We start from the raw sequence: 23,657 nt of genomic DNA, 5'->3' as shown, positions 1-23,657 counted from the left end.
CACGGTTTGTCAGGAGGCAATTCCAGATGCGTCAGTCCAAGGCGAAAGGAGCGGTGACCATGCCGACGGTGAATCCGATGAGCCCGATGAATCTCAAGCGCAAGAACGACACTGTCCGCGGCATCGCCGTGCTGTTCGCGAACACCGAGCAGGACACCGCTTCTGAAGAGGATGAGTTCCTGGAAGGCATCGCGTCCTTCCGTGGAGCTCCACCCGAACTCTGAGCTTCCAGGCCACGTCGACCGACGCGGCATGGCTCTCCGAGGCCGGGCTCCCAGAGGGGACCCGGCCTCTTCCTTTTCCCCGGGTCCCCTCACCCGCAGTACCCATTTGCCTCGTTCGTCTATCGGCGAAGGACACCGCACTCTCACTGCGGAAAGACGGGTTCGACTCCCGTACGAGGTACTTCCCCAAGCTGTCTCGCAGCAGCCAGTTGCCTCGTTCGTCTATTGGCGAAGGACGCCGCACTTTCACTGCGGAAAGACGGGTTCGACTCCCGTACGGGGTACTCACGCGGTTCTTCAGGTCTTGTAGCTCAGCGGATGAGAGCACTCGGTTGCGAACCGAGAGGTCGCAGGTTCGATTCCTGCCAGGACCATACGCAACATGCACGCCGAGCCAGCGGGTGACGGCAGCGGTCTGACGTACCGCCTTCGCCGGGTTCGACTCCCGGGGCGTGCACTTTCGATGCAAGCAAGGCGCGAGGAAATGCGCCCGCGCGTTGAGTCATTCATCCGGTTGTGGCAAGGAGTGACCCGCCCGCCATGGATGAGCCCACTTCAAACCTCGTAGATGTCTGCCTTTGCCTCGCGGCCCACCAGGGGCCGTGGTGGGCGAGGCCCGTCCGTGTTGCCTCGGGTCTCCGCGCCGGAACGGGCGCGCCATGAGCGCCGTCACGCTGCAAATCAACCTGGCGCCCACGGACCACCCGCACGCGCGACTCATCCTGCCGCACCAGCTCCGTCAGCTCGGTCCCTCCGTGCGGGAAATCCTGCTGGTGCTGGACCTGCATCGCAGCCAGGGCAGCCGCTTCGCGGAAGCGTGGCTGGAGCGGAAGCCCAAGATGGAGGCGTTGCTCGCGGAGCTGCGCGCCGCGGACCCCCGGGTGCGCGTGGTGGAAGTGGACTACTCGCCCGCCACCACCCAGGCCCTCTCCGAGCGCTTCTTCGGGGGCTCACGCCTGCCGATGAAGGACTCGCGCGGTGGCCCCTATCACTCCTATTTCTTTGGCGTGGCCCAGGCGGCGCATCGGCATGTCCTGCACCTGGACGCGGACATGCTCATTGGCGGCGGCTCACGGTCGTGGGTGACGGAGGCGGCGGAACAGCTCGCCGCGCGTGAGGAACTGGTGAGCTGCAGTCCGCTCTCGGGTCCTCCGAGGGCGGATGGCACCATCGGCGTGGACGCTCGTTGGTACGAGCCGGATGGCGCGCCCCAGGCGTTCCGTTTCCGTCGCTTCAGCAGCCGGGTCTTCCTGGTGGACCGCGACGTCATGACGCGGCGCCTGGGCCCGCTGCGCGCGCGACTGGCGCCCCCCATCCATGCCCTGCGGGCGCTGCGAGCCGGCAATCCGCCCTACAGGGAGCCGGAGAACCTCGTCACCCGGACCATGGCGCGCAAGAGACTGTGGCGGCTGGACTTCCTGGGCACGGGCCCCGGCCTGTGGACGCTCCATCCGCAGTACCGCTCACCCACGTTCTACGCGCGGCTGCCGGAGCTCATCGCCCGGGTGGAGTCGGGCGACATGCCCGACGCGCAGCGGGGCCAGGAGAACGTGCACGACAGCCTGGTGGACTGGTCCGATGTCCGCGCCGCGCGCAAGCGCTGGTGGCATCGGAAGTAGGAAGCTCACCCGCTCGCGGCGGGATGCTCCGTGGCGCGAGCCAGCGAGGGCAGCGCGTCCGGCCGGTCCCACAGGACGAAGTGGCTGCACCCGTCCAGAGTCACCACGCTGAGCTCCGGCATCGCTCGCTGTGCGCTCTCCAGCATGGAGGAGGACTCCAGCACCCGGTCTTTTCCCGGGACGAGCACCGTGCCGCGCCGCACGTTCCGGAACAGGGAAGCGTCGCGCTCCCGACTCCAGGCGCCGATGTCCAGCACGTTGGCCACCATGGTCGACACCCGCTTCGGGTTGAAGGGGAAGGCCATGATGAGTTCGCGCTTGCGAGCGTCCTCCAGCGGTCCCCAGGCGCCCCGGTTGTGGCGGGAGATGGGCGCGCGGCGCCACAGGGGAATGACGAAGGGCAGCAGCCAGACCTGTGAGCGCGTCATGCTCGTGTACGGCCGTGCTTGCGGGAGCACGGGGGCCTCCAGCACCACCTCCACGCGCTCGAACAGGTCCGGCCGCAGCTTCGCGGCCTCCAGCACGACGGCTCCCCCACGCGAGTGGCCATGTACCCGCACCACGTCCGTCTTCGGCAGGTGCTCCAGTGCCTGCACCAGCACTGCGGCGTCGTGAGAGATGGTGCCCTCGGGCTGCGCTGGGACCTTCGCCCAGGGAGCGGGCTGCTCGCGAGGCGTGGTGATGGGCAGGTGGTAGTCGCAGCTCGTCACCAGGATGAGCTGGATGTCCGCCTCGCCGTAGTGGCGAGTGAAGTAGCGCATGTCCGCCACGAAGCCGTGCATGCCGATGACCGTGGCGCGGGGCTGCTCGCAGCGTCGCTCGGCGATGACCGCCTTGCCGACCCGGTAGACGTGCCCGTCGAAGGGCTCGCTCGGGCTGGGCGTGCCCTCCCTGCGCAGCAACCACTGCCGCAGGGCGAGCACGGAGACGGTGATGCCAGCAAGGACTCCGAATGCCACGTACATGCATGCTCCCAAGGCGGGGTGGCGCCGGCGCCTCGCGGGGCCGGCTCAGCTCGCCTCGCGCATCATATTGCGCGCGATGACCAGTTGCTGAATCTGACTGGTGCCCTCGTAGAGTCTGAAGAGTCGCACATCCCGATAGAAGCGCTCGATGCCGTAATCCGCGATGTAGCCCGCGCCGCCGAAAATCTGCACCGCGCGGTCCGCGACGCGCCCCACCATCTCGCTCGCGAACAGCTTGCAGCAGGACGCCTCGGTGCTGATGTTCTGTCCCTGGTCTCTTCGCAGGGCCGCGTCCAGCACCATGCACCGGGCCGCGTAGGCCTCCATGCGGCTGTCGGCCAGCATCGCCTGGATGAGCTGGAACTCCGCGATGGGCTTGCCGAACTGCTCGCGCTCCATCGCGTAGCGGAGGCTCTCGCGGATGAGGCGCTCGGAGACACCGACACACACGGCCGCGATGTGGAGCCGGCCCCTGTCCAACACCTTCATCGCCGTCTTGAAGCCCTGGCCCTCCACGCCCCCGAGCAACTGGGTCGCCGGGACGCGACAGTCCTCGAACAGCACGTCGGCGGTGTGTGTGCCCTTCTGTCCCATCTTCCGGTCTGCGGGGCCGATGTGCAGCCCGGGTGTGCCTGCTTCGACGAGGAACGCGGAGATGCCACCCGCGCCCTTCTCGTCGGGGTTGGTGCGAGCCATCACCGTGAACAGCCCGGCCTCCGGCGCGTTGGTGATGAAGCGCTTGGTGCCATTGAGCACGTAGACGTCACCGTCGCGCCGGGCCGTGGTCCTCAGCGACGAGGCGTCCGAGCCCGCGTTCGGCTCCGTCAGCGCGAAGGCGCCGACAATCTCTCCCGAGGCCAGGCGGGGCAGGTACTTGCTCTTCTGCTCCTCCGTGCCGTCCAGGATGATTCCCTGCGAGCCGATGCCGTTGTTGGTGCCGATGAGCGAGCGGAAGGCGGGCGACGTCTGTCCGAGCACGAAGGCCACCTGCACCTCCTGGCTCATGTTCAGTCCGATGCCGCCGTACTCCACGGGAGTGGACAGGCCGAACAGGCCCAGTCCGCGCATCTCCATGATGATGTCGGGAGGAATGGCGTCCTCATCCGCGACGCGATGCTCGTTGGGTATCAAGCGCTCCTTCACGAAGCGCTCCAGCATGGCGAGCAGCGGGTCCAGTGTGTCGTCCTCGCGAATCATGGCAGGGATTCCTTGTCAGCGGTGCTGGAGGGCCGCTTCGACGTTGCGGACGAGATTCACCAGACGGGGACCGATATCCAGGAGCAGTCGTTGGCGTGGGAGCAGGAAGGATGGGCCGCCACAGTTGAAGGCCAGCAAGCCGCTGCCGTCCGGCGCGATGAAGGGCACGCCCACCGCGTTGACGTCCTTGTCCCAGTCGCCGACGGAGAGCGTGAAGCCGTGCGTGCGGTACTCCTCGAGCGACTTCTCGATGCTGGCCTCGATGCGCGGCCACTTCTCCGGCTCGCGCTTCGCCATGTGCCCCATGAAGTAGCGACGCTCGCCCTCCGGCAGCGCCGCGAGAATCGCCCGCCCCATGGCCGTGGTGCCCAGCGGCAGCCGTGAGCCGATGTCGAGCCGCAGCGTCACCGCCGCCGTGGAGCGACAGTGCTCCACGTACACGACATTCAGACGGTCTCGACTGCCCAGGGACACCGGGACGTTGGCGTAGTCCGCCAGGTCCTGCATCAAGGGCCGCGCCACATCGCGCACGCCCATGTTGGACAGCGCCGCGAAGCCCAGCGCCAGCACGCGGGTGCCGAGCTGGTACTTGCCCAGGCGCTGGGAATACGTGAGGTAGCCCAGCCGCGTCAGCGTGTGCGTGAGCCGGGAGATGGTGGGCTTGGGCAGCCCCGTGCTCGCCGCGAGCTCCTGGTTGCCGAGCATGGGGCGCTGAGGCGTGAAGGCGCGCAGGATTTCCAACCCGCGCGCGAGCGCCGTCACGAACTGACGGTCCTTCACTTCCTCTTCGCCCACCTGCTCCAGCGACTCCACGTAGGGGGCACCATCGTCATTGGGAGGGGATGAGAGGGCTGCGAAGCGTCGCATAGCGGTCCTGAAAGTGCGGGATTGCCTTCACGATAAACAGACAGTACAAATGGGTCAAGGTTTGCGAAACTCAATTTCGCACAGCGAAATTAGGGAGACCAGCCCATGGCTCAGGTGCTCATTGAGAAGCCAGAGGAAGGCGTCGCATTGGTGCGACTCCATCGCCCCGAGGTTCGCAATGCATTGGGGTTGGAGCTGCGTCAGGAGCTGGCTGCCTGCTTCCTGGAGCTGGGAGCGGACACGGCCGTCCGTTGCATCGTCCTGACGGGCGGACCGGAGTTCTTCGCCGCGGGCGCGGACCTGCGCGCGCTGGCGGAGGCGACGCCCGTGGAGCTGTTGCTCCGAGACACACATCGACTCTGGCAATCCCTGGTGGAGTGCCCCAGCCCGGTCATCGCCGCGGTGAATGGCTTTGCGCTCGGGGGTGGCTGTGAGCTGGCGATGCACGCGGACATGATTGTCGCGGGCGAGGGCGCCAGCTTTGGCCAGCCCGAGATTCGTGTCGGCATCATGCCGGGCGCGGGTGGCACTCAACGCCTGACGCGGGCGGTGGGGAAGTTCAAGGCGATGAAGCTGCTGCTCACCGGCGAGCCGATGACGGCCCGGGAAGCGGAGGCGATGGGGCTCGTCACGGAGGTCGTCCCCGACGCGGAGGTGCTGGAGCGGGCGCTGGCGCTCGCGCGGAAGGTGGCGCGCATGCCGCCCCTGGCCGTGCGGCAAATCAAGGAGGTCGTCCTCGCGGGGCAGGATGCGTCGCTGTCGGAGGCGCTCTTGCTGGAGCGCAAGGCGTTCCAGCTCCTCTTCGCGACCAGGGACCAGAAGGAAGGCATGCGGGCCTTCCTGGACAAGCGCAAGCCCACCTTCGAGGGACGCTGACATGGTCGACGTCCAATCCTCCACGCTCACGCTGGGCCTCGTCGGCACCGGGGTCATGGGTCGCGGCATCGCCCAGCTCGCCGCGCAGGCCGGAATCACAGTGCGCCTGTTCGATGCCCGTCCCCGGGCGGCCGACGAAGCCCGCGCGAGCGTCGCATCGATGCTGGACTCGCTGGCGGCGAAGGGACGCTTGTCTCCCGAGGCCGCGCGCGCGGCCTCGGCTCGGTTGGAGCCGGTTCCCCAGGAGTCGTCACTCGCGGGCTGTGACGTGGTGGTGGAGGCCATCGTCGAGGACCTCCGTGTGAAGCAGGAACTCTTCACGCGCCTGGAGGGAATCGTCGGTCCTGATTGCCTGCTGGCCACGAACACCTCGTCGCTGTCAGTGACGGCCATCGCCTCGGCGTGCGAGCGCCCGGGGCGCGTCGGTGGCTTCCACTTCTTCAACCCCGTGCCATTGATGAAGGTGGTGGAGGTCATCGAGGGCGCGCGCACGGAGCCCTGGGTGGGCGAGGCCCTGGTGACGCTGGCTCTGCGTCTGGGCCACCGGCCCGTGCGTGCGGCGGACACGCCGGGCTTCATCGTGAATCACGCCGGGCGCGGCTTTGGTACGGAGGCGCTGCGCATCCTCCAGGAGGGCGTCGCCTCCTTCGCGGACATCGACCGGGTGCTGCGCGAGGCCGCGGGGTTCCGGATGGGGCCCTTCGAGCTGCTGGATTTGACGGGGCTCGACGTCTCCCACCCGGTGATGGAGTCCGTCTACGAGCAGTTCTACCAGGAGCCGCGCTTCCGCCCGTCGTATGTGCTGCGGCAACGGCTCACGGCGGGACTGCTCGGACGCAAGAGCGGGCGGGGCTTCTACTCACACGAAGGTGGCAAGCCGCACGTTGAACCGGAGCCCGCGATTCCGGCGGGTGAGCGTCGGCCCGTGTGGGTCGCCGCCGATGAGCCTGGCTGGCGCGACGCCCTGCTGTCCCTGGTGCGCGCGGCGGGCTGGTTCCCGGATGACGGTGAGCGACCCGAGCCGGAGTCACTGTGCCTGGTGGCACCGCTGGGGCGTGATGCGACCACCACCGCGCTGGCGCTGGAGGTGGACCCCGAGCGCACCGTGGCAGTGGACCTCTTGTTCGGCCCGGAGCGCCGCCGCACGGTGATGACGACGCCGGTGACGCGTCAGCCATTCCTGGACTCGGCGCTGGCGCTGCTCGCGGCGGACGGCACTCCGGTGTCGCGCATCCATGACAGCACGGGCTTCGTCGCGCAGCGCGTGCTCGCCACGCTCGTCAACATCGCTTGCGACATCGCGCAGCAGCGCATCGCGAGTCCCGAGGACATCGATGCCGCCGTGACGCTGGGGCTCGGCTATCCCCGAGGGCCGCTGGCCTGGGGTGACGCGCTCGGGCCTCGCAGACTGATGAGGGTGCTGGAGGCCATCCATTCCGCCTCCGGAGACCCCCGTTACCGCGCCAGTCCGTGGTTGTCCCGCCGAGCCCGGCTCGGTGTCTCCCTCCTCACTCCGGAGAAGTGACTCTCATGAGCGCCTATATCTACGACGGGCTGCGCACGCCGTTCGGTCGTCATGCCGGAGCCCTGGCCCCGGTGCGTCCCGATGACCTGCTCTCGGGTGTCATCCGGACGCTGCTCACTCGAGGCCCCTTCGAGCCCGGTGCCGTCGAGGACGTCGTCATCGGCTGCGCCAATCAAGCGGGCGAGGACAGCCGCAATGTGGCGCGCCATGCGGCGCTGCTCGCGGGCCTGCCTCTCGAGGTCGGCGGCGTCACGGTGAATCGGCTGTGCGGTAGCGGTCTCGCCGCGGTGCTGGACGCCGCGCGCGCCGTGATGACGGGGCAGGGTGAGCTGCTTGTCGCGGGAGGCGTGGAGAGCATGAGCCGCGCGCCCTTCGCGATGGGCAAGGCGGAGTCGCCCTACAGCCGTGAAGCCCAGGTCTTCGACACGACGCTGGGCGCGCGGTTCCCCAACGCACGCCTCGTGGCTCGCTTCGGCGGAGACACGATGCCGGAGACGGCGGACAACATCGCCCGGGATTTGGGCATCGGTCGAGCGGCGACGGACCGCTTTGCCCTCGCATCCCAGCAGAAATACGCCACCGCTCAGGCGCGCGGTTTTTTCTCCGGCGAACTGGTCCCCGTGGAGCTTCCGGGCCGACGGGGCGCCGTCACCACGGTGTCGGTGGACGAGCATCCGCGCGCGGACACCACGCTCGACAAGTTATCCACACTGAAGCCGCTCGCGCCGGACGGGGTCGTCACCGCGGGCAACGCCTCCGGCATCAACGACGGCGCGGCGGCCCTGCTCGTCGGCTCCCTCAACGTGGGGGAGCAGGCGGGATGCAGGCCCCTGGCTCGCATCGTCTCGGCCGCCATCGCCGGGGTTCCGCCGCGCACCATGGGCCTGGGTCCTGTCCCGGCCGCGCGCAAGGCGCTGGAGCGGGCGCGACTGACGCTGGCCGACGTGGACGTCATCGAAATCAACGAGGCCTTCGCCGTGCAGGTGCTCGGCTGCCTCAAGTTGCTGGAGCTGAGCGAGGACGACAGCCGGGTGAATCCGAATGGCGGCGCCATCGCTGTCGGTCATCCGCTGGGGGCGTCCGGTGCGCGTCTGGCGCTGACGGCCGCGCGCCAGCTCCAGGTCTCCGGTGGTCGTTACGCGCTCGTCAGCATGTGCATCGGGGTGGGGCAGGGCATCGCCGCTGTCCTGGAGCGCGTCTGACGGCTCCGCTCATTCCTCTGACGTTGGGAGAACCGCATGCAGGTCTACGACAAGCTCTACATCCACGGTGAGTGGGTGGCGTCCCTGGGGACGCGACACATCGATGTGCTCAGCGCCTCCACCGAGGAGGTCATGGGGCGAATCCCCGAAGGCACCGTGGACGACGTGGACCGGGCGGTGCGCGCCGCGCGTACTGCCTTCGACTCCTGGTCCACCCGCCCCGTCGAGGAGCGCGCGGCCCTGCTGCGTCGCCTCCAGGCGGGGCTGACGGCGCGACAGGATGAGCTGGCCCGGACGATTACGGGCGAACTCGGCATGCCCATCGCGCTGTCGAAGCCCATCCAGGTGGGCACGCCCATCGCCGTCACGGGCACCTATGTGCAGCTCCTCCAGGACCTCTCCTTCGAGGAACAGGTGGGCAACTCCCTGGTGGTGCGCGAGCCGGTGGGCGTCGTCGCCTGCATCACTCCGTGGAACTACCCGCTCCATCAGACCATCGCGAAGGTGGCTCCCGCGCTGGCGGCGGGCTGCACCGTCGTCCTCAAGCCGAGCGAAGTGGCTCCGCTCAACGCCTTCATGCTCGCGGAGATTCTCCACGAGGCCGGTGTGCCGCCCGGGGTCTTCAACCTCGTCTCGGGAACGGGCCCCGTCGTGGGTGAGGCGCTCGTGCGTCACCCCGAGGTGGACATGGTGTCCTTCACGGGCTCGACGCGCGCGGGGCGCCGTGTGTCGGAGGTGGCGTCGGCCACCGTCAAGCGGGTGTCGTTGGAGTTGGGCGGCAAGTCGGCGTCCATCATCCTCGATGACGCGAACCTCAAGACCGCCGTGAAGCGGAGTGTCGGCAACTGCTTCCTCAACAGCGGGCAGACATGTACGGCGCACACGCGCCTGCTCGTTCCTCGCGCGCAGCATGAAGAGGCCGTGAAGCTGGCCGCGGAGGTGGCCGCGGGCTTCACTCTGGGGGACCCGTTCAAGGGCGAGGCGAAGCTCGGTCCCGTCATCTCCGATGCGCAGCGCACGCGGGTTCGTGAGTACATCCAGCAGGGCATCCGCGAGGGCGCGAAGCTCGTTGCCGGTGGTCCCGAGCAGCCCGAGGGACTCCCGAAGGGCTACTACGTGAAGCCCACCGTCTTCGCGAACGTCACGCCGGAGATGTGCATCGCGCAGGAGGAAATCTTTGGTCCCGTGCTCGTTATCATTCCGTACGACGACGAGGACGACGCGGTCCGCATCGCGAACAGCACCATCTACGGCCTCGCCGGTGGCGTCTGGTCGGAGGATGTGGAGCGCGCGAAGCGGGTGGCTCGGCGGATGCGCACCGGCCAGGTGGACATCAACGGAGGCCGCTTCAATCCGTTGGCGCCGTTCGGTGGCTACCGACAGTCCGGACATGGCCGTGAGCTGGGCCGGTACGGGCTGGAGGAGTTCCAGGAACTCAAGGCGATGCAGCTTTGACGTTTGTTCGTCGTCCCCCTCTCGTTGTCTCCCTCCGAATCAGGAGCCCCCATGAAGGCCGCCGTGTGTTTCGAGAAGGACGTGCTGACCATCACCGACGTGAGCTTCGAGCCGCCCAAGGCGCGCGAGTTGCTCGTCCGCATGGTTGCCTGTGGTGTCTGTCACACGGACCTGTCCGTGGTGAACGGCACCGTGAAGATGAAGCTCCCCTGTGTGCTCGGGCACGAAGGTGCGGGCATCGTCGAGGAAGTAGGCGAGGACGTCACCCACGTGAAGAAGGGCGACAAGGTCGTCCTCTCGTGGGTCGCGCAATGTGGGGAGTGTTACTTCTGTCGCATCCAACGTCCGAACCTGTGTGAGCTGGGCGAACGCATCAACGCGAGCAACCGGATGCCGGACGGCAGCTCGCGGCTGCGCAAGGACTCGCGGGAGCTGAATGTCTTCTCCGCGCTCGGCGCGCTGGCGGAGTACGCGGTGGTTCCCGCTCGGGCGGCGGTGCGGCTCCCGGAGGACGCGCCGCTGGACAAGGCCGCGCTGATTGGCTGCGCGGTGACGACGGGCGTGGGCGCGGTGCTCAACACGGCGCAGATGCCGCCCGGAGGTTCCGTGGTGGTGTTCGGCACGGGCGGCGTGGGGTTGAACATCATCCAGGGCGCGGTGATTGCCGGCGCGGAGCGCATCATCGCGGTGGACGTCCACCCGAGGAAGCTGGAGTTCGCCAAGGTCTTCGGCGCGACGGACGTCATCGACGCGCGGGAGACGGACCCGGTGGCGGCCATCCGTGAGCTGACGAAGGGACGGGGCGCGGACTACGCGTATGAAGCCGTGGGCCGCAAGGAGACCATCGAGCAGGCGTACCAGTGCACGCGCAAGGCCGGCACCTGTGTCGTCGTCGGCGTGGGCAGCGTGAAGGAACAGATCAGCCTGAACGTCTTCGTGCTGCCCCTGTTCGAGAAGCGGCTGCTCGGCTCCTGGTTCGGGACGGCGGACATCCACCGCGACATGCCCCGGCTGCTGGAGCTCTACACGCAGAAGAAGCTGAAGCTGGATGAGCTGGTGACGACGACGTACACGCTGGACCAGCTCGACCGGGCCTTCACTGACATGAACAGCGGAGTGAATGCTCGGGGCGTAGTCCTCTTCTGACGCGCGGGCTCCTATTCCGCATCGTCGGCGATTCGCCAGTCCGGCCCTGGGGGAACAATCGAAGTCCCCAGGGCCTCGAGCGCGATGGCCTCCAGTTCGTCCAGTGTGTCCGCACCGCGTATCCAGTGCGGACCTCCATGCGGAGTGACGCGGGCCGCCCAGCCCCGTGGGCTGGCATAGAGCGCGACGCGCCTCTCACTGCTGGAAACGTCGAGCTCCATTGTGCCGTGCGGCGTTTCGATGGGGATGAACTTGGGGATGGGCCGGGTGCCCACGACAATCCCCGAGGTCGCGAAGAAGCGAACGTCCCGGTAGACGAAGCCCCGCTCCTCCATCCTCCGCCCCAGCTCGTCGAGACTCCTCTGCTGCTCGTCGCTCACCCGCCCCTCCTTGCTGTGTGACTCGTACTACGTCCGTTCCCAGGGAGGTGTCCCTCGGAACTGCTCGGCGAGGAAGTCGACCATCAGTCGGACCTTGGCGGAGAGGTGTCGCCGGCTGGGATAGATGGCGAGGATGTCGATGTCTGGCAGCGAGTACTCCGACAGGACTCGCACCAGGCGCCCGGCGCGAAGGTCCTCACCAATCAGGAAGCTCGGTTGCCAGATGAGCCCCCGGCCCGCGAGCGCGGCGGCCCGGACGGTGTCGCCATTGTTGCTCTGCATCACGCTGCGCATGCGCACGACCTGAGTCCTGCCCGCAGCGTCCGTGAGCGGCCACTCCTCGGCCATCGACGAGTTGCTGTATGCGACGCAGACATGTTGGGAGAGGTCCTCCAGTTGCCTCGGCACACCGTGGCGGGCCAGGTACTCGGGCGACGCGCAGACCAGGTTGTGTGAAGTGGAGAGCCGCCGGCCGATGTTGCTCCCCGCTCCACCACGCGAGATTCGGATGGCCAGGTCGTAGCCCTCTTCGACGAGGTCCACGACGCGGTCGGAGAGCGACACATCCAACTCGACCTCTGGATGGCGCTCGAGGAAGACGGGCCACAGTGGCGCGAGGTGCAGGATGCCGAAGCTCAACGGCGCGTTGAGGCGCAGGCGGCCTCGTGCCTGGACGGTGCTCGCCGAAGCCAGGGCCTCGGCCTCCGCCACTTCCTCCAGGATGGTGCGCGCCCGCTCGTACAGTGCCTTGCCGCTCTCCGTCAGCGACACTCGACGTGACGTGCGGTTGAGCAGGCGCGTGCCGAGATGTCGCTCCAACTCGTGCACGTAGCGCGTGACGTTGGCCGCCGACGTGTCGAGCGCGTCCGCCGCCTGGGTGAAGCTGCCTCGCTGGACGACGGAGGCGAAGACCTCGAAGGCTCGGAGACGATCCACGGGTGCGGCCTCCCATCATTCATAAAAACTGAATGAGTAGACCAGCTTCCAACCCTTACGCCCAGGAAAGCTGAGGCGTATCTCTCTTTCATCGACGCCGGCACCTCGCCGGCCGAATCGCGGGAGAGCCAGTCATGGAACGGTTGAACGGGAAGGTCGCCATCATCACCGGAGCAAGCGCGGGCATCGGACGGGCGGCGGCGAAGCTGTTCGCGGCCGAGGGCGCGAAGGTGGTGGTGGGCGCGCGCCGCAAGGAGGAGCTGGACTCGCTGGTCGCCGAAATCGTCGCGGCCGGTGGAGAGGCCGTAGCGCTGGCGGGCGATGTTCGCTCGGAAGAGTACGCCCGCGCGCTGGTGGCGCTCGCGGTGCGGCGCTTCGACCGGTTGGACATCGCCTTCAACAACGCGGGCGTCATGGGCGAGAGCGGCCCGAGCACCGAGGTCTCGGAGCAGGGCTTCAGCGACACGTTGGCGGTGAACCTGACCGCGGCCTTCCTCGGCGCGAAGCACCAACTGGGGCCCATGGTGAAGCAGGGCGCGGGCTCCATCATCTTCACGTCGACGTTCGTCGGCTACAGCTTCGCCTTCCCGGGCACCGCGGCCTACTCCGCGAGCAAGTCCGGACTGGTGGGGCTGACCCAGGCGCTCGCCGCCGAGTACGGCCCGAAGGGCGTCCGGGTGAACGCGCTGCTGCCCGGTGGTGTCGACACGCCGATGTATCAATCGGTGAACGCGTCGCCGGAGTCGAAGACGTTCATCACCGGGCTGCACGCCCTGAAGCGGGTGGCCACGCCCGAGGAGCTGGCGAAGGCGGCGCTGTTCCTCGCCTCCGATGACGCGTCCTTCGTGACAGGCACCGCGACGCTGGTGGACGGAGGTGTGTCCATCACCCGGACGTGAGCCATGCACATCCAACCGCGAGGAGACGGCCCGAGTGACAGGGCCGTCTCCCGATGACGGAGTTCCTAGAAGAACACGTGCGTGAAGCGCGCGCCGATGAACTGGCTCTTCGTCACGCCCTCCGAGACAGCGACGTCGGGCTGGAACTGGAGCATCAGCGTGGACGCCTTCTCCAGCCGGATGCCCATCGTCAGCCGCAGCGACTGCACCGTGGTGCGCTTGGCGACCTCCACCTCACCCACGGGCGTATCAATGGTGCGCTTGCCGGACGCCTCGACGATGTACCCCGCGCCGGTGAAGAACGTGGAGGACAGGTCCATGCCGAAGTGGAAGATGCCGCCGAAGGACGGCGCCTGGCTCATCACCAGCTTCGAGCCACCCTCCGCGCTCGGTACCAGGAACTCGTCGTTGTCGCCCTGGAAGGCCATGCTCGCCATCGCCTCCACCGTGAAGATCTTCTTGAAGCGCTGTCCCGCGACGAGCTGCGGGCGCACCACCCAGCGGTTGGCGCCGATGTTCACCAGCTTGTTGCTGTCGTACTGGCCCACCGGGACGGTGACGTAGGGCGTGAAGGCGAACCACGTATGGGTGTTGTCCTCGGGGTTCTGAACGAGCCCATATCCAATCGTGGGGATGTACGTGACGTCGCCCACGCCGGAAGCGCGCAGCGCCGTCTTCGGGGCGGACGGCGTCGCGGGGTTGCCCGTGAACACCGTCACGTCGACCACCGGCAGGCTCACGTCGAACGGGACGACGACGAGGTCACCGAACTTGAGCACGTAGGTTGCGCGGAAGGCCGCCTGGAGTTGTGAGAAGTCACGCTCGCCGGAGGCAGATACGTGACGCAGGTACATGTTGGAGATGATGCCCCGGTGCGGCACGAAGAAACCGGCCTCGTAGTCACGCAGGTCCGCCTGCTGGGCCTGGGCACCGGTGGCCGACAGCAACGATACGAACAGGACAGTGAGCAGCACGCGCTTCATGGTGATTCCCTCCCTCATTGAACGTCGACGACTTGGATTGACTCAGTAACGGAACGGCCACGCCTGGAAGTACCGTCGGACCCGCAGCCACACGCCGAACAACCCCAGCGGCTCCAGCACCAGCACCAGCACCACCACCAGCGACAGCAACACCGTCGCCTGCTGCGCGGACGTGAGCTGGTTCACCAGGGGAATCGCGCCGCCCACCGTCTCCGCCAGGGGACTCAAGAAGGTGAACGCGAGCGCGCCACTCACAGCGCCGAACACCGTGCCCACCCCTCCCAACACAATCATCGCGATGTATTGGATGGAGAGGTTCAGGTCGAAGGGCGGCTCGACGGTGATGTATTGCTGCTGGAACGCGAACATCGCCCCGGCGATGCCCGCGAGGAAGGACGACACACCGAACGCCTGGAGCTTTGCCTGCGTCGTGCCGACCCCGAGCACCTCCGCCGCGAGGTCCTGGTCCCTCACCGCCATCATCGCCCTGCCACTGTCGGAGCGCTGGAGGTTCTTCGTCAGCCACACCGTGCCCGCGGCCAGGAGCGTGAAGACGAAGTACAACTTCCGCTCGAAGGTGAAGCCCACCCCACCCACCCGCCACGTCTCGCTCAGCGAAGCCGCCACGCCCGCGTCATCGCGGAACCACCAGTACATGGGCACCGCAGTCCCGCTCAGCCCGTTCGTCACCTCTGGATACGCGAGCAGCACGTGCTGCGTGAGGAACACCAGGCCCAGCGTGACGATGGCCAGATACAAACCCTTGAGGCGCAGCGCGAAGGCGCCGATGACCACGCCCACCAGCGCGGACACGCCACCCGCCAGGGGCAGCGCCAGCCAGAACGGCCAGCCATGCTTCGCGCCGAGCACCGCCACCGTGTACGCGCCCAGCGCGAGGAAGGCCGCGTGCCCCAGGCTCACCTGTCCCGCGAAGCCGGTGAGCACCATCAGCGACGCGGCGCCGACGATGGCCACCAGCCCCAGGTTGCCCACCGTGAGCCACCGCGTGCTCACCAGCCACGGGTACGCCAGGGCGATGCTCAATGTCAGCACCACGCCGGCCCTCTGCCACAGGCCGGGAAAGAGCTTCAGGTCGTCCTCGTACCGAATCACCAGGGGGCGGGTTGGCATGATATCGTCTCGCGGCGCGCCTAGACGCGGCGCACCTCGTGCTCGCCCCAGAGTCCGCGCGGACGCAGGACCAGGAAGAGAATCATCGCGGCGTAGGGGAAGACGGCGTGGAAGTTGTGCCCGAAGGCACCCAGGTGCGGATTCACATACGCCTGGGACAGCACCTCCAGCAGCCCCAGCATGAACGCGGCGACCACCGCGCCCACCACCGACTCCAGTCCTCCGACGATGATGGCGGGGAAGGCGCGCAGCGCCACGTAGCCCAGGTTGGAGTCCACCGAGCGCGGGAACATCCCCAGGAAGATGCCGGCCACCGCGGCCGTCGCTCCCGCCAGGAACCAGGTGAAGGCGAGCACCCGGCCCACGGGGATGCCCAGCACCAGGGCGACCTCCTGGTTCTCGCTCGCCGCGCGCATCGCCACGCCCATCGGCGTGCGCTGCACCAGCGCGTGCATCCCGACGAGCACCACCGTCGTCGCGCCCAGGGAGATGAGTGACGACAGGAGCACGGTGGCGTTGCCCACCTGCACCTCCGCCATCGCGTCCCACGGCGTCGGCATGCCGCGCGTGTCGGTGCCGAAGGCGATGACGATGCCCGCGCGCAGGAGCAGCCCCAGGAACAGCGTCAGGATGATGGTGGTGAAGACGGGTCGCCCCACCATGCGCCGCAGGACGGTGCGCTCCAGGAGCGCGGCCAGTCCACCGGTGAGGCACGCGGAGGCGGCGAGCGCCAGCCACCACGGCATCACCTCGACGAGCGCCGTCATCAGGAACGCGCCCAGGCTGAGCAGTTCGCCGTGCGCGAAGTTGAAGAGTCGGGAGGCTCGGTAGACGACCGAGAAGCCCAGGGCGATGAGCGCGTAGCTCGCCCCGAGCGCCAGTCCCGAGATGCTGAGCTGGAGCAACTGCGTCATTCGCGTGTCCTCGCGTACATCTCTTCCACCAGCGCTGAATGCAGCGCGAGCACCGCCTTGCGCCGCACCTTGAGGGATGCCGTCACCTCACCCGCGTCCTGCGTCATCTCGCGAGCGAGCAGCCGGAAGGTGCGCACCTGCTCGACTCGCGCGAGTCCTTCATTGGCGCGTGCGACTTCCTCTTCGATGAGCTTGCGCACCTCGGGCCGCAGCGTGAGGTCCGTGTACGAGGTGAAGGCAATCTTGCGGCGCAGCGCCCAGTCCGCCACCGTCTCCGGGTCCACCTGCACCAGCGCGGTGACGAAGGCCCGGCGGTCGCCAATGGCCACCGCCTCCTTGATGTACGGACTGTTCTTCAGCGCGTTCTGGATGCGCTCGGGCGACAGGTTCTTTCCGCCGGAGGTGATGAGGATTTCGCGCTTGCGGCCAGTGATGCGCAGGTAGCCGTCCGCGTCGATATCGCCCAAGTCTCCGGTGTGCAGCCAGCCCTCGGAATCAAGGACCTCGGCGGTGGCCTCCGGCTTGTTGAGGTAGCCGAGGAAGACGTTGGTCCCGCGCACCAGCACCTCGCCGTCCTCCGCGAGCCGACACTCCACGCCCGGCACTGCGCGTCCGACGGTGCCCAGCCGCGTGGCGCCCGGGACGTTGAGGTGGCTGGAGCCCGAGCCCTCCGTCTGGGCGTAGCCCTCGTAGATGCGAACGCCGATGCTGTCGTACCAGGCGAGCAGCTCCGGAGAGATGGGCGCCGCGCCGGAGATGGGGAAACGACAGCGCCGCAGTCCCAGGCGCTCCTGGAGCGGCCGGTAGACAAGCAGGTCTCCGACGCGCCACACGAGCGCGTCCCACCAGCGCCGCTGTCCGGTGCGCTCCCGCTCGCGAATCCCGGCGCCCAGTCGGGTGAAGGTGTCGAAGAGGGTGCGCTTGAGCCACGAGGCGTCGCGCATCTTCACCGTCACCGACGCGTGCATCTTCTCCCAGATGCGCGGCACACCCAGGAACACGGTGGGGGAGACCTCGGCCACGTCGTGCTGCACCGTCTCCAGGGCCTCACCGAAGTGGACCTTCCCTCCGACGACGAGCGGCAACAGCAGGCTGAACAGCTTCTCCGCGACGTGACACAGCGGCAGGTACGAGACGACGCTGTCGTCCTGGCCCAACCCGAGCTGTGCGGTGAAGGTCGCCGAGCCCTCCAGCATGTTGCGGCTGGAGATGAGCGCTCCCTTGGGCGCCCCCGTGGTCCCCGACGTGTAGATGACCATGGCCCCCTCGTCGGGCATGCGTCGCGCGAGCTGCTCGCGCAGCCAGCCCGGCTCCCGCTCCAGGAGCGCGCGCCCTTCCTCGAGGAAGCGCTCCCAGGTGCGCAGCCGTGCGTCCTCCACGCCGCGCAGTCCGCGGGGCTCGAGGACGAGGATGTGCTGGACGGAGGGTGTCTCGGCCGCGACGGTGGCGACCTTGTCGTACTGCTCCTGGTCCTCGCAGAGCACGACGCGGCACTGGGCGTCGTTGAGGATGTAGGCCACGTCGGAGGGTGGGTTCGTCTGATAGATGCCGACGGAGCGCGCGCCGAGCGCCTGGGTACCCAGGTCCGCGAACAGCCACTCCGGACGGTTGTCGCTGATGATGGCCACCGAGTCTCCGGCGCGCACTCCCAGCTCCCACAACATCCGCGCCGCCCAGCCGACGCGCTCCAGGTAGCCTTGGAAGGACAGCTCGTTCCAGATGCCCAGGCGCTTCTCGCGGATGGCCACCGCGTGCGGGTGTTGCTCCGCGCGTTGGAAGAGCTGGCCCGGGAGGCTCAGGGGAAGCGCCGCGTTCATGCCGCCACCGCCCCGCCCACGTACGCGCTCAGTACACGTGTGTCCTCGCGCAGCGCGGAAGGCGGCCCGTTCGCGATGACCTGGCCCCGGTCCAGCACCGTCACCTGCGTGGCCAGGTCCATCACGAAGCGCAGCTCGTGGCCGATGAGCACCTGCGTCACCCCCAGCTCGTGACGGATGTCGAGCAGGTGGTTCGCCATGTCCTCCGTCTCCTCTTGATTGAGTCCCGCCGTGGGCTCATCCAGCAGCAAGAGCTTCGGCTCCATGCACAGCGCGCGGCCCAGCTCCACGCGCTTGCGGATGCCGTAGGGCAGCACCGAGACGGGCATCCACCGGTAGTGCTCCAGGTTGAGGAAGTCGATGACCTCTTCGGCCTTCTCGCGGTGGCGGACCTCCTCCGCGCGCGCCCCTCGCGTCCAGAACAGGTTGCGCAACAGTCCCGTCCGGTACTTCGGGTGACGGCCGAGCAGCAGGTTCTCCAACACCGTGAGGTGCTCGAAGAGGGCCAGGTTCTGGAACATCCGCGCCACGCCGCGCCGGGCAATCTCCGGAGGCTCCAGGCCCGCGAGCGCCTGTCCTTCCAGCTTCACGCGGCCCTCCATGTGGCGATGGATGCCGCTGATGCAGTTGAAGAGGCTGCTCTTGCCCGCGCCATTGGGACCAATCACGGCGTGCAGCGCGCCGGCCTCGATGGAGAACGAGACGCCATCCAGGGCACGGACCCCGGAGAAGGAAAGGCCCACGTTGTCGAGCTCCAGCAGTGCCATTCCTCACCCTTCATGAAAGCCAGCGCCGCTTGCGCCGATACCGCTTCAGCTCGTGGTAGCCGCGCTGCCCCTCGCGTCCGAAGCCCAGGTAGAACTCCTGCACGTCGGGGTCCTCGCGCAGCTTGTCCGCGGGGCCGTCCAGCACCACCTTGCCCGTCTCCAGCACGTAGCCGTGGCTGGCCAGCGTCAGCGCGACCCGCGCGTTCTGCTCCACGAGCAACACCGCGACGCCCTCCGCGCTGATGCGCTGAATCAGCTCCGACACCTCGCCCACGGCCTTGGGCGACAGGCCCAGGAAGGGCTCGTCCAGGAGCAGCACCTTGGGCCGTCGCATCAGTCCCCGGCAGATGGCCAGCAGCTGCTGCTCTCCACCGGAGAGGTAGCCGGCCTTCTGTCGCCGTCGCTCGCGCAGCACGGGGAAGCGCGTGAAGGCGGACTCGACCAGCTCCTTGCGTGCCTGGGCGCCCATGCCGAAGCCGCCCGCGAGGAGATTTTCCTCCACCGACAGCTCGCCGAGGATGCGACGTCCCTCGAGCACCTGCACCACGCCCGCGTGCACGCGCCCGTCGGCGGGAAGGGCCAGGAGGCTCTGCCCGGACAGCTCCACCTTGCCCTGGGTGATGGCGCCGTCGTGCATGTCGAGCAGGCCGCTGATGGCGCGCAGCGCGGTGGACTTGCCCGCGCCATTGGGCCCGAGGAGGGCCACCACGCCCTGGTGAGGAACCTCCAGGGTGATGCCCCGGAGGGCCCGCACCGCTGAGTGGTAGACGACCTGGAGGTTCTGCACGCGCAGCAGGGCAGGACTACTTGCTGTCATCGGCGGCCTTGGCGGCAGGGGCACCCAGCGCCTTCGGCGGCGCGAAGCCCGCGACGACACTCCAGCTCCCCTGGTCGAGCACGGGCTTGAGGACCCGCGCGCCGACGGACGTCTCGTAGGGGAACCGGGACAGGTCCACCGGCTCCACCGTCATGCCGCCGGCGGTGGTGCGGGTGATGCCCTTGAGCGCCTTGAGGTAGCCGGCGCGCGTGACGTCCTTGGACTCGATGGCCGCCTTGAGCGCCTCGATTTGGACGCGGCCCTGGACGTAGGAGGACAGCGTGTAGAAGTCCTTCGGCGTGTTGGGGTACTTCGCGACCAGGGCGAGGAAGTCCTTCATGCCGGGCACGTCGTCGCCCCAGAAGGTGAGCCCCGTGGCCCAGTAGAAGTTGGCGAAGACGGCGCCGGGGATGACCTTCGCGTCGAAGAAGCGGTCCACCCACGCGGGCGTCTGGCCCACCCAGGTGGGCTGATACTTGAGCTGCGCGGCCGTGCCCAGGATGGGACCCGAGGCGCTGGGCAGCACCGTGAGCAACACGTAGTTGGCGCCGGACTGCTGGAGCGCGGTGATGATGGCGGCAAAGTCCTTCTGTCCCGGCGCGACGCTCTGCTGCGAGACGATGGTAACGCCGTGGTGCTTCGCGGCCTCGCTCCAACCCTCCAGGCCGTCCTTCCCGTAGTCATCACCCTGCGCGACGATGGCGGCCTTCACCTTGTCCGCGCCGCCCGCGTGCTCCACGGCCCAGTCCATGGCGCGCATCGCCTCCATCTTGTAGGAGGCGCCAATGGGCGGCGTGTACTGGTGTCGCGCCATCTCCGAGGACTGCGACGCGGGGAAGGCCACCAGGTTGTCCGCCGTCATCTTGTCGCGCAGGGGCAGCGTGTTGGGCGTGCCAAAGCTGGTGCCCAGGAACAACACGCGGTCGTGGATGTCGCTGTACGCCTGCACGGCGTTCTGCGGGTTGTAGGCGTGGTCCCGCTCGACGAGCTCGATGCGCCAGCCGGGCGGCAGCAGGCCGGAGTCACCCGCGTTCACCTGCTGGGCGAGCAGCCGCTTGCCGGCGGCGAAGGGCTTGCCGATGGCCGCGCCAGGGCCGCTCTCGTCATTGAGCGCGCCGATGTAGACGACCTTCTTCTCCAGGTCGACGCCCTTGTCTGTCTTGATGTCTGGTGCCGCCACGGGACGCTCCTGCGCGCCCTCCGACGGTGGTGTCGAAGCCTCTTCCTTCTTGCAAGCCATCAAACAGAAAGCTGTCGCCAGGAGTCCGACCACGAGTCGTTGCATCGCACTCTCCCCGTCAGAATCGTGGCGGAACAGTAGCCACACTCCTCTCGAAGAGGAAAGACAGTCACCCGTAATTCGATGGCTGGATTTCGCAGGGCGGAACGTCCTGGAAGGTTGTCTTGATTGTGTTTCGCACGGCGAAAATGTTTCGGGTGATGACACATTGCGCCAGGGAAATGGCGCGTGAACGAAGGCCTGTCAGGTCCGTGGGGCCGGCGCGTCGCTGGGGGCGCCCCGCATGCCCCTATCCGAACGGAATTTTCCCCGGCTCGATGCTTTCGGTGACCCTCTCCCGGAGCAGGCACACAGTCGCTGTGGCACCGTGCGCTTCTGGCACGCACCGGACCTTGAGGGTTTTCCACGAGGCGTGGTGGCGCAGGCCTTCTCCGAGGACTCGCGCAGGCTCGTGACCGTGGGAGATTCGACGGCCCGGGTGTGGAACCTGGAGGACGGCCGCGAGCTGCTCTCGCTTCGAGGGGACTCGGAGAGAATAAACGCCGTGCTCTACCTGCCGGACGAGCGCATCGTCACCGGGAGCGACGGGGGCACGGTGAGGTTGTGGGACGCGCGCGGCGGCGCCGAGCTGAGGTGCTGGGGAGGGCTGGGCACCGCGGTTCGCAGCCTCGCGCTCTCGCCGGACGGGCGGACCATGCTCGCCGGCACCCAGCATCCGACAGGCTTCGTCGTGTTCGACCTGGAGCGGGGAGAAGAAGTCCGTCGCGTCGAGCTCGAAGGCAGCCCTGGTTCCGCGGAGTGGCTGGTGTTCTCGCCGGATGGCGGCAGCCTGGTGGTGCTGGAGAACAGCAACGAGCCCATGCGGTTGTCTATGTTCGATACGGCGGACTGGAGACCGCGCTGGTCCGTCCCGGGCGACGCCGAGTGTTCGCCGCCGTGGGCGTGCTTCACTTCAGATGGCGCGTTCATCCGGTGCAAGCAGACGGGGCCCGGGTTGAGGAGCATCTTGCGCACGTATGATGCCCGTACGGGGGAGTGCGTGGGCGAGGTCGAACGGCGCTCGTCCGGCAGTGCAAGCCAGTTGCTTCCCGATGGTCGTCAGGTGCGAATACTGAATCGACGGTTGCTCTTCACTCGAGGCGAGGCGCTGGATGAGTGGGTGGAGCTGCCGAGCTCATACGGTTGCGCGGGCTGGAGGTTCGCCATCTCCCCAGATGGTCGGTGGGCGTCGTTCGCGAAGAGGGAGTCCTGGGCCCTCTTGCTGGTGGACCTCCAGACCCGGCGCGAGGTGCCGGGTCCCGCGCATCGCAACGCCGTGGAGCAGCTCACCTTCTCCTCCGATGGGAGGCACCTCCTCACGGCGTCAGCGGATGGCACGGTCCGGGTGTGGGACCGCGACTCGGGCCGGGAGGTGCGTCGTGAGTCGTTGCCACTGGATTGGACCCACGTCCATGTGAGAGGCGGGCGTGCCTTCATGCTGCTGCCCCAGAACGGAGGCATGCGACTGAGCGGCCTGATCGGAGGGGCCGACGTGGAGCTGGAGGAGAGATGCTCCAACGATTCGTCGACGGTCTGGTCCGACGACATGGGGATGCTGGCGGAGAGCGAGAGCTGGTACGAGCATCGCTGGATACGCGTCGTCGACGCACGGACCGGACGGCCTCTCTGGAGGAAGGACCTCGCACCCGAGGACCTCGCGCTGTGTGCGCTGTCCCGGTTGGGGCGGCTCGGCATCATCTCACGCAGATGTCCGCCGCCTGGGGACAACACCGTCGAACTGCGACTGGTGGACCTGGAGAAGGATGAATGGCTGTCCTCGGTTCATGTGTCGAAGGGGAATCGCTTTCTGGCCATCACTCCGGATGACAAGTGGGTCGTGCTCCAGAGGGAGTACAAGACCCTGCTCCTGGTGGAGCTCGAGTCCCCGAACCGCCAGGTCCGGCTGGACGTCCCCGACTTCACGTTCGCGGTGACGTGTTCCCGTGACGGACTGCTCGTAGCCACGGGTGACGTGGCGGGCCGAGTGAGGGTGTGGAGCCGCGAGGGGACGCTCCTGGCCATGCTCGAAGGCCACGCCCATTCGGTCAGCGCGCTGGCGTTCTCGGAGGACGGAGCCTTCCTGGCCTCCAGCGGCGGCGACACCGTGGCCCTCATCTGGCCTCGGAGCGCGTGGACTCAGTCCAGCGCCGACTCCGAGGTGACGATGCCGTCCGCATCCGCGTAGAGGCGATGACCGGGCTTGAAGATGATGCCCGCGAAGCGCACCTCCGCGTCGCGCTGTCCCTCGTTGCGCTTGGAGCTCTTGAGCGGATGCGTGCCCAGGGCCTTCACGCCGATGGCCGTGCGGCCCACTTCCTCCGAGTCACGGATGCAGCCGTTCACGATGATGCCCGCCCAGCCGTTCTGCTGCGCGAGCAACGCGAGTTGGTCGCCCACCAGCGCGCAGCGACGGCTGCCACCGCCATCCACCACGAGCACTCGCCCCGCGCCCGGTTCCTCCAGGGCCTTGCGGACGAGCGAGTTGTCCTCTGGCGCGCGCACGGTGCTGATGAGGCCCGAGAACGTGGTCCGCCCGCCGTAGTCGATGAAGCCGGGCTCGGCGACCTGGAAGTGGGCCGTGCCCGAGTGGGTGTCACACAGGTCCGCCGTCTTGAAGTCCATGGGAGTCTCCTGGGTCCTCGGGTCCGCCGTCACATC

General features: G+C 67.9%; 22 protein-coding genes and 4 tRNA genes. 13 read left to right on the top strand and 13 right to left on the bottom strand.

The genetic code is table 11. From position 1 onward, the window contains the following. The first annotated feature begins 59 nt into the window (after positions 1-59). From HUA75_RS27295 to HUA75_RS27270, 6 genes are all read left to right on the top strand, one after another. Positions 60-224, top strand: coding sequence for a hypothetical protein (locus tag HUA75_RS27295; RefSeq protein WP_174488016.1), 165 nt, complete (start codon positions 60-62; stop codon positions 222-224). Between the two features lie 108 nt (positions 225-332). Beyond that, a tRNA-Glu gene (locus HUA75_RS27290) sits at positions 333-405 on the top strand. A gap of 30 nt (positions 406-435) precedes the next feature. Continuing rightward, positions 436-508 (top strand) — tRNA-Glu (locus HUA75_RS27285). 16 nt (positions 509-524) lie between these two features. Continuing rightward, positions 525-598 (top strand) — tRNA-Arg (locus HUA75_RS27280). A gap of 10 nt (positions 599-608) precedes the next feature. Further along, a tRNA-Val gene (locus HUA75_RS27275) sits at positions 609-681 on the top strand. 202 nt (positions 682-883) lie between these two features. Further along, a complete protein-coding gene (locus HUA75_RS27270) occupies positions 884-1,843 on the top strand; it encodes a hypothetical protein (protein ID WP_174488015.1) in 960 nt (319 codons plus the stop codon). Positions 1,844-1,848: 5 nt separating this feature from the next. Here the strand turns inward: HUA75_RS27270 and HUA75_RS27265 are convergent, their stop codons facing one another. From HUA75_RS27265 to HUA75_RS27255, 3 genes are read right to left on the bottom strand one after another with little or no spacing between them, the layout of a single operon-like run. After that, positions 1,849-2,808 carry an alpha/beta fold hydrolase gene (locus HUA75_RS27265; protein WP_174488014.1) on the bottom strand — a complete coding sequence of 320 codons (960 nt, stop codon included), beginning with the start codon at positions 2,806-2,808 and terminating at the stop codon, positions 1,849-1,851. Positions 2,809-2,853: 45 nt separating this feature from the next. Next, complete coding sequence (locus HUA75_RS27260; RefSeq protein WP_141645108.1) at positions 2,854-4,005, bottom strand: acyl-CoA dehydrogenase family protein; 1,152 nt, start codon at positions 4,003-4,005, stop codon at positions 2,854-2,856. A gap of 15 nt (positions 4,006-4,020) precedes the next feature. Continuing rightward, positions 4,021-4,872, bottom strand: coding sequence for an IclR family transcriptional regulator (locus HUA75_RS27255; RefSeq protein WP_141645109.1), 852 nt, complete (start codon positions 4,870-4,872; stop codon positions 4,021-4,023). Positions 4,873-4,977: 105 nt separating this feature from the next. On the opposite strand from HUA75_RS27255, the gene HUA75_RS27250 reads away from it, so the two are divergent. From HUA75_RS27250 to HUA75_RS27230, 5 genes are read left to right on the top strand one after another with little or no spacing between them, the layout of a single operon-like run. Beyond that, positions 4,978-5,748 (top strand): enoyl-CoA hydratase, encoded by a 771-nt coding sequence (locus tag HUA75_RS27250; protein ID WP_141645110.1) that lies wholly within the window; start codon positions 4,978-4,980, stop codon positions 5,746-5,748. A 1-nt stretch (position 5,749) separates the two neighbouring features. Beyond that, positions 5,750-7,273, top strand: a complete 1,524-nt coding sequence (locus tag HUA75_RS27245; RefSeq protein WP_174488013.1) for a 3-hydroxyacyl-CoA dehydrogenase — start codon at positions 5,750-5,752, stop codon at positions 7,271-7,273. A gap of 5 nt (positions 7,274-7,278) precedes the next feature. Further along, positions 7,279-8,475 carry a 3-oxoadipyl-CoA thiolase gene (locus tag HUA75_RS27240; RefSeq protein ID WP_174488012.1) on the top strand — a complete coding sequence of 399 codons (1,197 nt, stop codon included), beginning with the start codon at positions 7,279-7,281 and terminating at the stop codon, positions 8,473-8,475. 36 nt (positions 8,476-8,511) lie between these two features. After that, positions 8,512-9,930, top strand: coding sequence for an aldehyde dehydrogenase family protein (locus HUA75_RS27235; protein WP_174488011.1), 1,419 nt, complete (start codon positions 8,512-8,514; stop codon positions 9,928-9,930). A 51-nt stretch (positions 9,931-9,981) separates the two neighbouring features. Next, on the top strand, positions 9,982-11,076 hold the full coding sequence (locus HUA75_RS27230) for a Zn-dependent alcohol dehydrogenase (protein WP_174488010.1): 1,095 nt from the start codon (positions 9,982-9,984) through the stop codon (positions 11,074-11,076). Positions 11,077-11,087: 11 nt separating this feature from the next. Here the strand turns inward: HUA75_RS27230 and HUA75_RS27225 are convergent, their stop codons facing one another. Together HUA75_RS27225 and HUA75_RS27220 are read right to left on the bottom strand one after the other, a co-directional pair. After that, complete coding sequence (locus HUA75_RS27225; RefSeq protein WP_174457019.1) at positions 11,088-11,456, bottom strand: hypothetical protein; 369 nt, start codon at positions 11,454-11,456, stop codon at positions 11,088-11,090. A 27-nt stretch (positions 11,457-11,483) separates the two neighbouring features. Continuing rightward, complete coding sequence (locus HUA75_RS27220; RefSeq protein ID WP_174457018.1) at positions 11,484-12,392, bottom strand: LysR family transcriptional regulator; 909 nt, start codon at positions 12,390-12,392, stop codon at positions 11,484-11,486. A 134-nt stretch (positions 12,393-12,526) separates the two neighbouring features. On the opposite strand from HUA75_RS27220, the gene HUA75_RS27215 reads away from it, so the two are divergent. After that, positions 12,527-13,291 carry an SDR family oxidoreductase gene (locus tag HUA75_RS27215; RefSeq protein ID WP_141645117.1) on the top strand — a complete coding sequence of 255 codons (765 nt, stop codon included), beginning with the start codon at positions 12,527-12,529 and terminating at the stop codon, positions 13,289-13,291. Between the two features lie 65 nt (positions 13,292-13,356). Here the strand turns inward: HUA75_RS27215 and HUA75_RS27210 are convergent, their stop codons facing one another. The 7 genes from HUA75_RS27210 to HUA75_RS27180 are packed head-to-tail and all read right to left on the bottom strand — an operon-like array spanning position 13,357 to position 21,005. Continuing rightward, on the bottom strand, positions 13,357-14,274 hold the full coding sequence (locus HUA75_RS27210) for a transporter (RefSeq protein WP_174457016.1): 918 nt from the start codon (positions 14,272-14,274) through the stop codon (positions 13,357-13,359). Between the two features lie 42 nt (positions 14,275-14,316). Beyond that, entirely contained in the window at positions 14,317-15,405 is a 1,089-nt protein-coding gene (locus HUA75_RS27205; protein WP_174478312.1) for a branched-chain amino acid ABC transporter permease, read from the bottom strand. A gap of 20 nt (positions 15,406-15,425) precedes the next feature. After that, entirely contained in the window at positions 15,426-16,319 is an 894-nt protein-coding gene (locus tag HUA75_RS27200; RefSeq protein WP_141647709.1) for a branched-chain amino acid ABC transporter permease, read from the bottom strand. Next, complete coding sequence (locus HUA75_RS27195; protein ID WP_174488009.1) at positions 16,316-18,136, bottom strand: long-chain fatty acid--CoA ligase; 1,821 nt, start codon at positions 18,134-18,136, stop codon at positions 16,316-16,318. The genes HUA75_RS27200 and HUA75_RS27195 overlap by 4 nt, the downstream gene beginning before the upstream one ends. Then, positions 18,133-18,903 carry an ABC transporter ATP-binding protein gene (locus tag HUA75_RS27190; RefSeq protein WP_141647711.1) on the bottom strand — a complete coding sequence of 257 codons (771 nt, stop codon included), beginning with the start codon at positions 18,901-18,903 and terminating at the stop codon, positions 18,133-18,135. Before HUA75_RS27190 ends, HUA75_RS27195 begins: the two co-directional genes overlap by 4 nt. A 10-nt stretch (positions 18,904-18,913) precedes the next feature. After that, positions 18,914-19,720 (bottom strand): ABC transporter ATP-binding protein, encoded by an 807-nt coding sequence (locus HUA75_RS27185; protein WP_174478315.1) that lies wholly within the window; start codon positions 19,718-19,720, stop codon positions 18,914-18,916. Next, positions 19,707-21,005, bottom strand: a complete 1,299-nt coding sequence (locus tag HUA75_RS27180) for an ABC transporter substrate-binding protein (protein ID WP_217446297.1) — start codon at positions 21,003-21,005, stop codon at positions 19,707-19,709. The genes HUA75_RS27185 and HUA75_RS27180 overlap by 14 nt, the downstream gene beginning before the upstream one ends. Positions 21,006-21,375: 370 nt before the next feature. Between HUA75_RS27180 and HUA75_RS27175 the strand changes: the two genes are divergently transcribed. Beyond that, positions 21,376-23,184, top strand: coding sequence for a hypothetical protein (locus tag HUA75_RS27175; protein WP_174488007.1), 1,809 nt, complete (start codon positions 21,376-21,378; stop codon positions 23,182-23,184). On the opposite strand, the gene rraA is transcribed toward HUA75_RS27175, so the two are convergent. After that, on the bottom strand, positions 23,136-23,621 hold the full coding sequence (rraA, locus tag HUA75_RS27170) for a ribonuclease E activity regulator RraA (protein WP_174488006.1): 486 nt from the start codon (positions 23,619-23,621) through the stop codon (positions 23,136-23,138). The genes HUA75_RS27175 and rraA overlap by 49 nt on opposite strands. Positions 23,622-23,657: the final 36 nt, after the last annotated feature.

Source organism: Myxococcus sp. CA040A (genome assembly GCF_013336725.1).
Lineage (GTDB): Bacteria > Myxococcota > Myxococcia > Myxococcales > Myxococcaceae > Myxococcus > Myxococcus llanfairpwllgwyngyllgogerychwyrndrobwllllantysiliogogogochensis.
This window is presented reverse-complemented; position numbering and strand designations above follow the sequence as displayed.

What these genes read in the sequence shown, in the direction of transcription:
- HUA75_RS27210 (WP_174457016.1), bottom strand. Translation starts at nt 14,274, where the DNA reads ATGAAGCGCGTGCTGCTCACTGTCCTGTTCGTATCGTTGCTGTCGGCC.
- HUA75_RS27250 (WP_141645110.1), top strand. Translation starts at nt 4,978, where the DNA reads ATGGCTCAGGTGCTCATTGAGAAGCCAGAGGAAGGCGTCGCATTGGTG.
- HUA75_RS27295 (WP_174488016.1), top strand. Translation starts at nt 60, where the DNA reads ATGCCGACGGTGAATCCGATGAGCCCGATGAATCTCAAGCGCAAGAAC.
- HUA75_RS27205 (WP_174478312.1), bottom strand. Translation starts at nt 15,405, where the DNA reads ATGCCAACCCGCCCCCTGGTGATTCGGTACGAGGACGACCTGAAGCTC.
- rraA (WP_174488006.1), bottom strand. Translation starts at nt 23,621, where the DNA reads ATGGACTTCAAGACGGCGGACCTGTGTGACACCCACTCGGGCACGGCC.
- HUA75_RS27185 (WP_174478315.1), bottom strand. Translation starts at nt 19,720, where the DNA reads ATGACAGCAAGTAGTCCTGCCCTGCTGCGCGTGCAGAACCTCCAGGTC.
- HUA75_RS27180 (WP_217446297.1), bottom strand. Translation starts at nt 21,005, where the DNA reads ATGCAACGACTCGTGGTCGGACTCCTGGCGACAGCTTTCTGTTTGATG.
- HUA75_RS27230 (WP_174488010.1), top strand. Translation starts at nt 9,982, where the DNA reads ATGAAGGCCGCCGTGTGTTTCGAGAAGGACGTGCTGACCATCACCGAC.
- HUA75_RS27245 (WP_174488013.1), top strand. Translation starts at nt 5,750, where the DNA reads ATGGTCGACGTCCAATCCTCCACGCTCACGCTGGGCCTCGTCGGCACC.
- HUA75_RS27215 (WP_141645117.1), top strand. Translation starts at nt 12,527, where the DNA reads ATGGAACGGTTGAACGGGAAGGTCGCCATCATCACCGGAGCAAGCGCG.
- HUA75_RS27235 (WP_174488011.1), top strand. Translation starts at nt 8,512, where the DNA reads ATGCAGGTCTACGACAAGCTCTACATCCACGGTGAGTGGGTGGCGTCC.
- HUA75_RS27255 (WP_141645109.1), bottom strand. Translation starts at nt 4,872, where the DNA reads ATGCGACGCTTCGCAGCCCTCTCATCCCCTCCCAATGACGATGGTGCC.
- HUA75_RS27270 (WP_174488015.1), top strand. Translation starts at nt 884, where the DNA reads ATGAGCGCCGTCACGCTGCAAATCAACCTGGCGCCCACGGACCACCCG.
- HUA75_RS27195 (WP_174488009.1), bottom strand. Translation starts at nt 18,136, where the DNA reads ATGAACGCGGCGCTTCCCCTGAGCCTCCCGGGCCAGCTCTTCCAACGC.
- HUA75_RS27260 (WP_141645108.1), bottom strand. Translation starts at nt 4,005, where the DNA reads ATGATTCGCGAGGACGACACACTGGACCCGCTGCTCGCCATGCTGGAG.
- HUA75_RS27200 (WP_141647709.1), bottom strand. Translation starts at nt 16,319, where the DNA reads ATGACGCAGTTGCTCCAGCTCAGCATCTCGGGACTGGCGCTCGGGGCG.
- HUA75_RS27265 (WP_174488014.1), bottom strand. Translation starts at nt 2,808, where the DNA reads ATGTACGTGGCATTCGGAGTCCTTGCTGGCATCACCGTCTCCGTGCTC.
- HUA75_RS27190 (WP_141647711.1), bottom strand. Translation starts at nt 18,903, where the DNA reads ATGGCACTGCTGGAGCTCGACAACGTGGGCCTTTCCTTCTCCGGGGTC.
- HUA75_RS27240 (WP_174488012.1), top strand. Translation starts at nt 7,279, where the DNA reads ATGAGCGCCTATATCTACGACGGGCTGCGCACGCCGTTCGGTCGTCAT.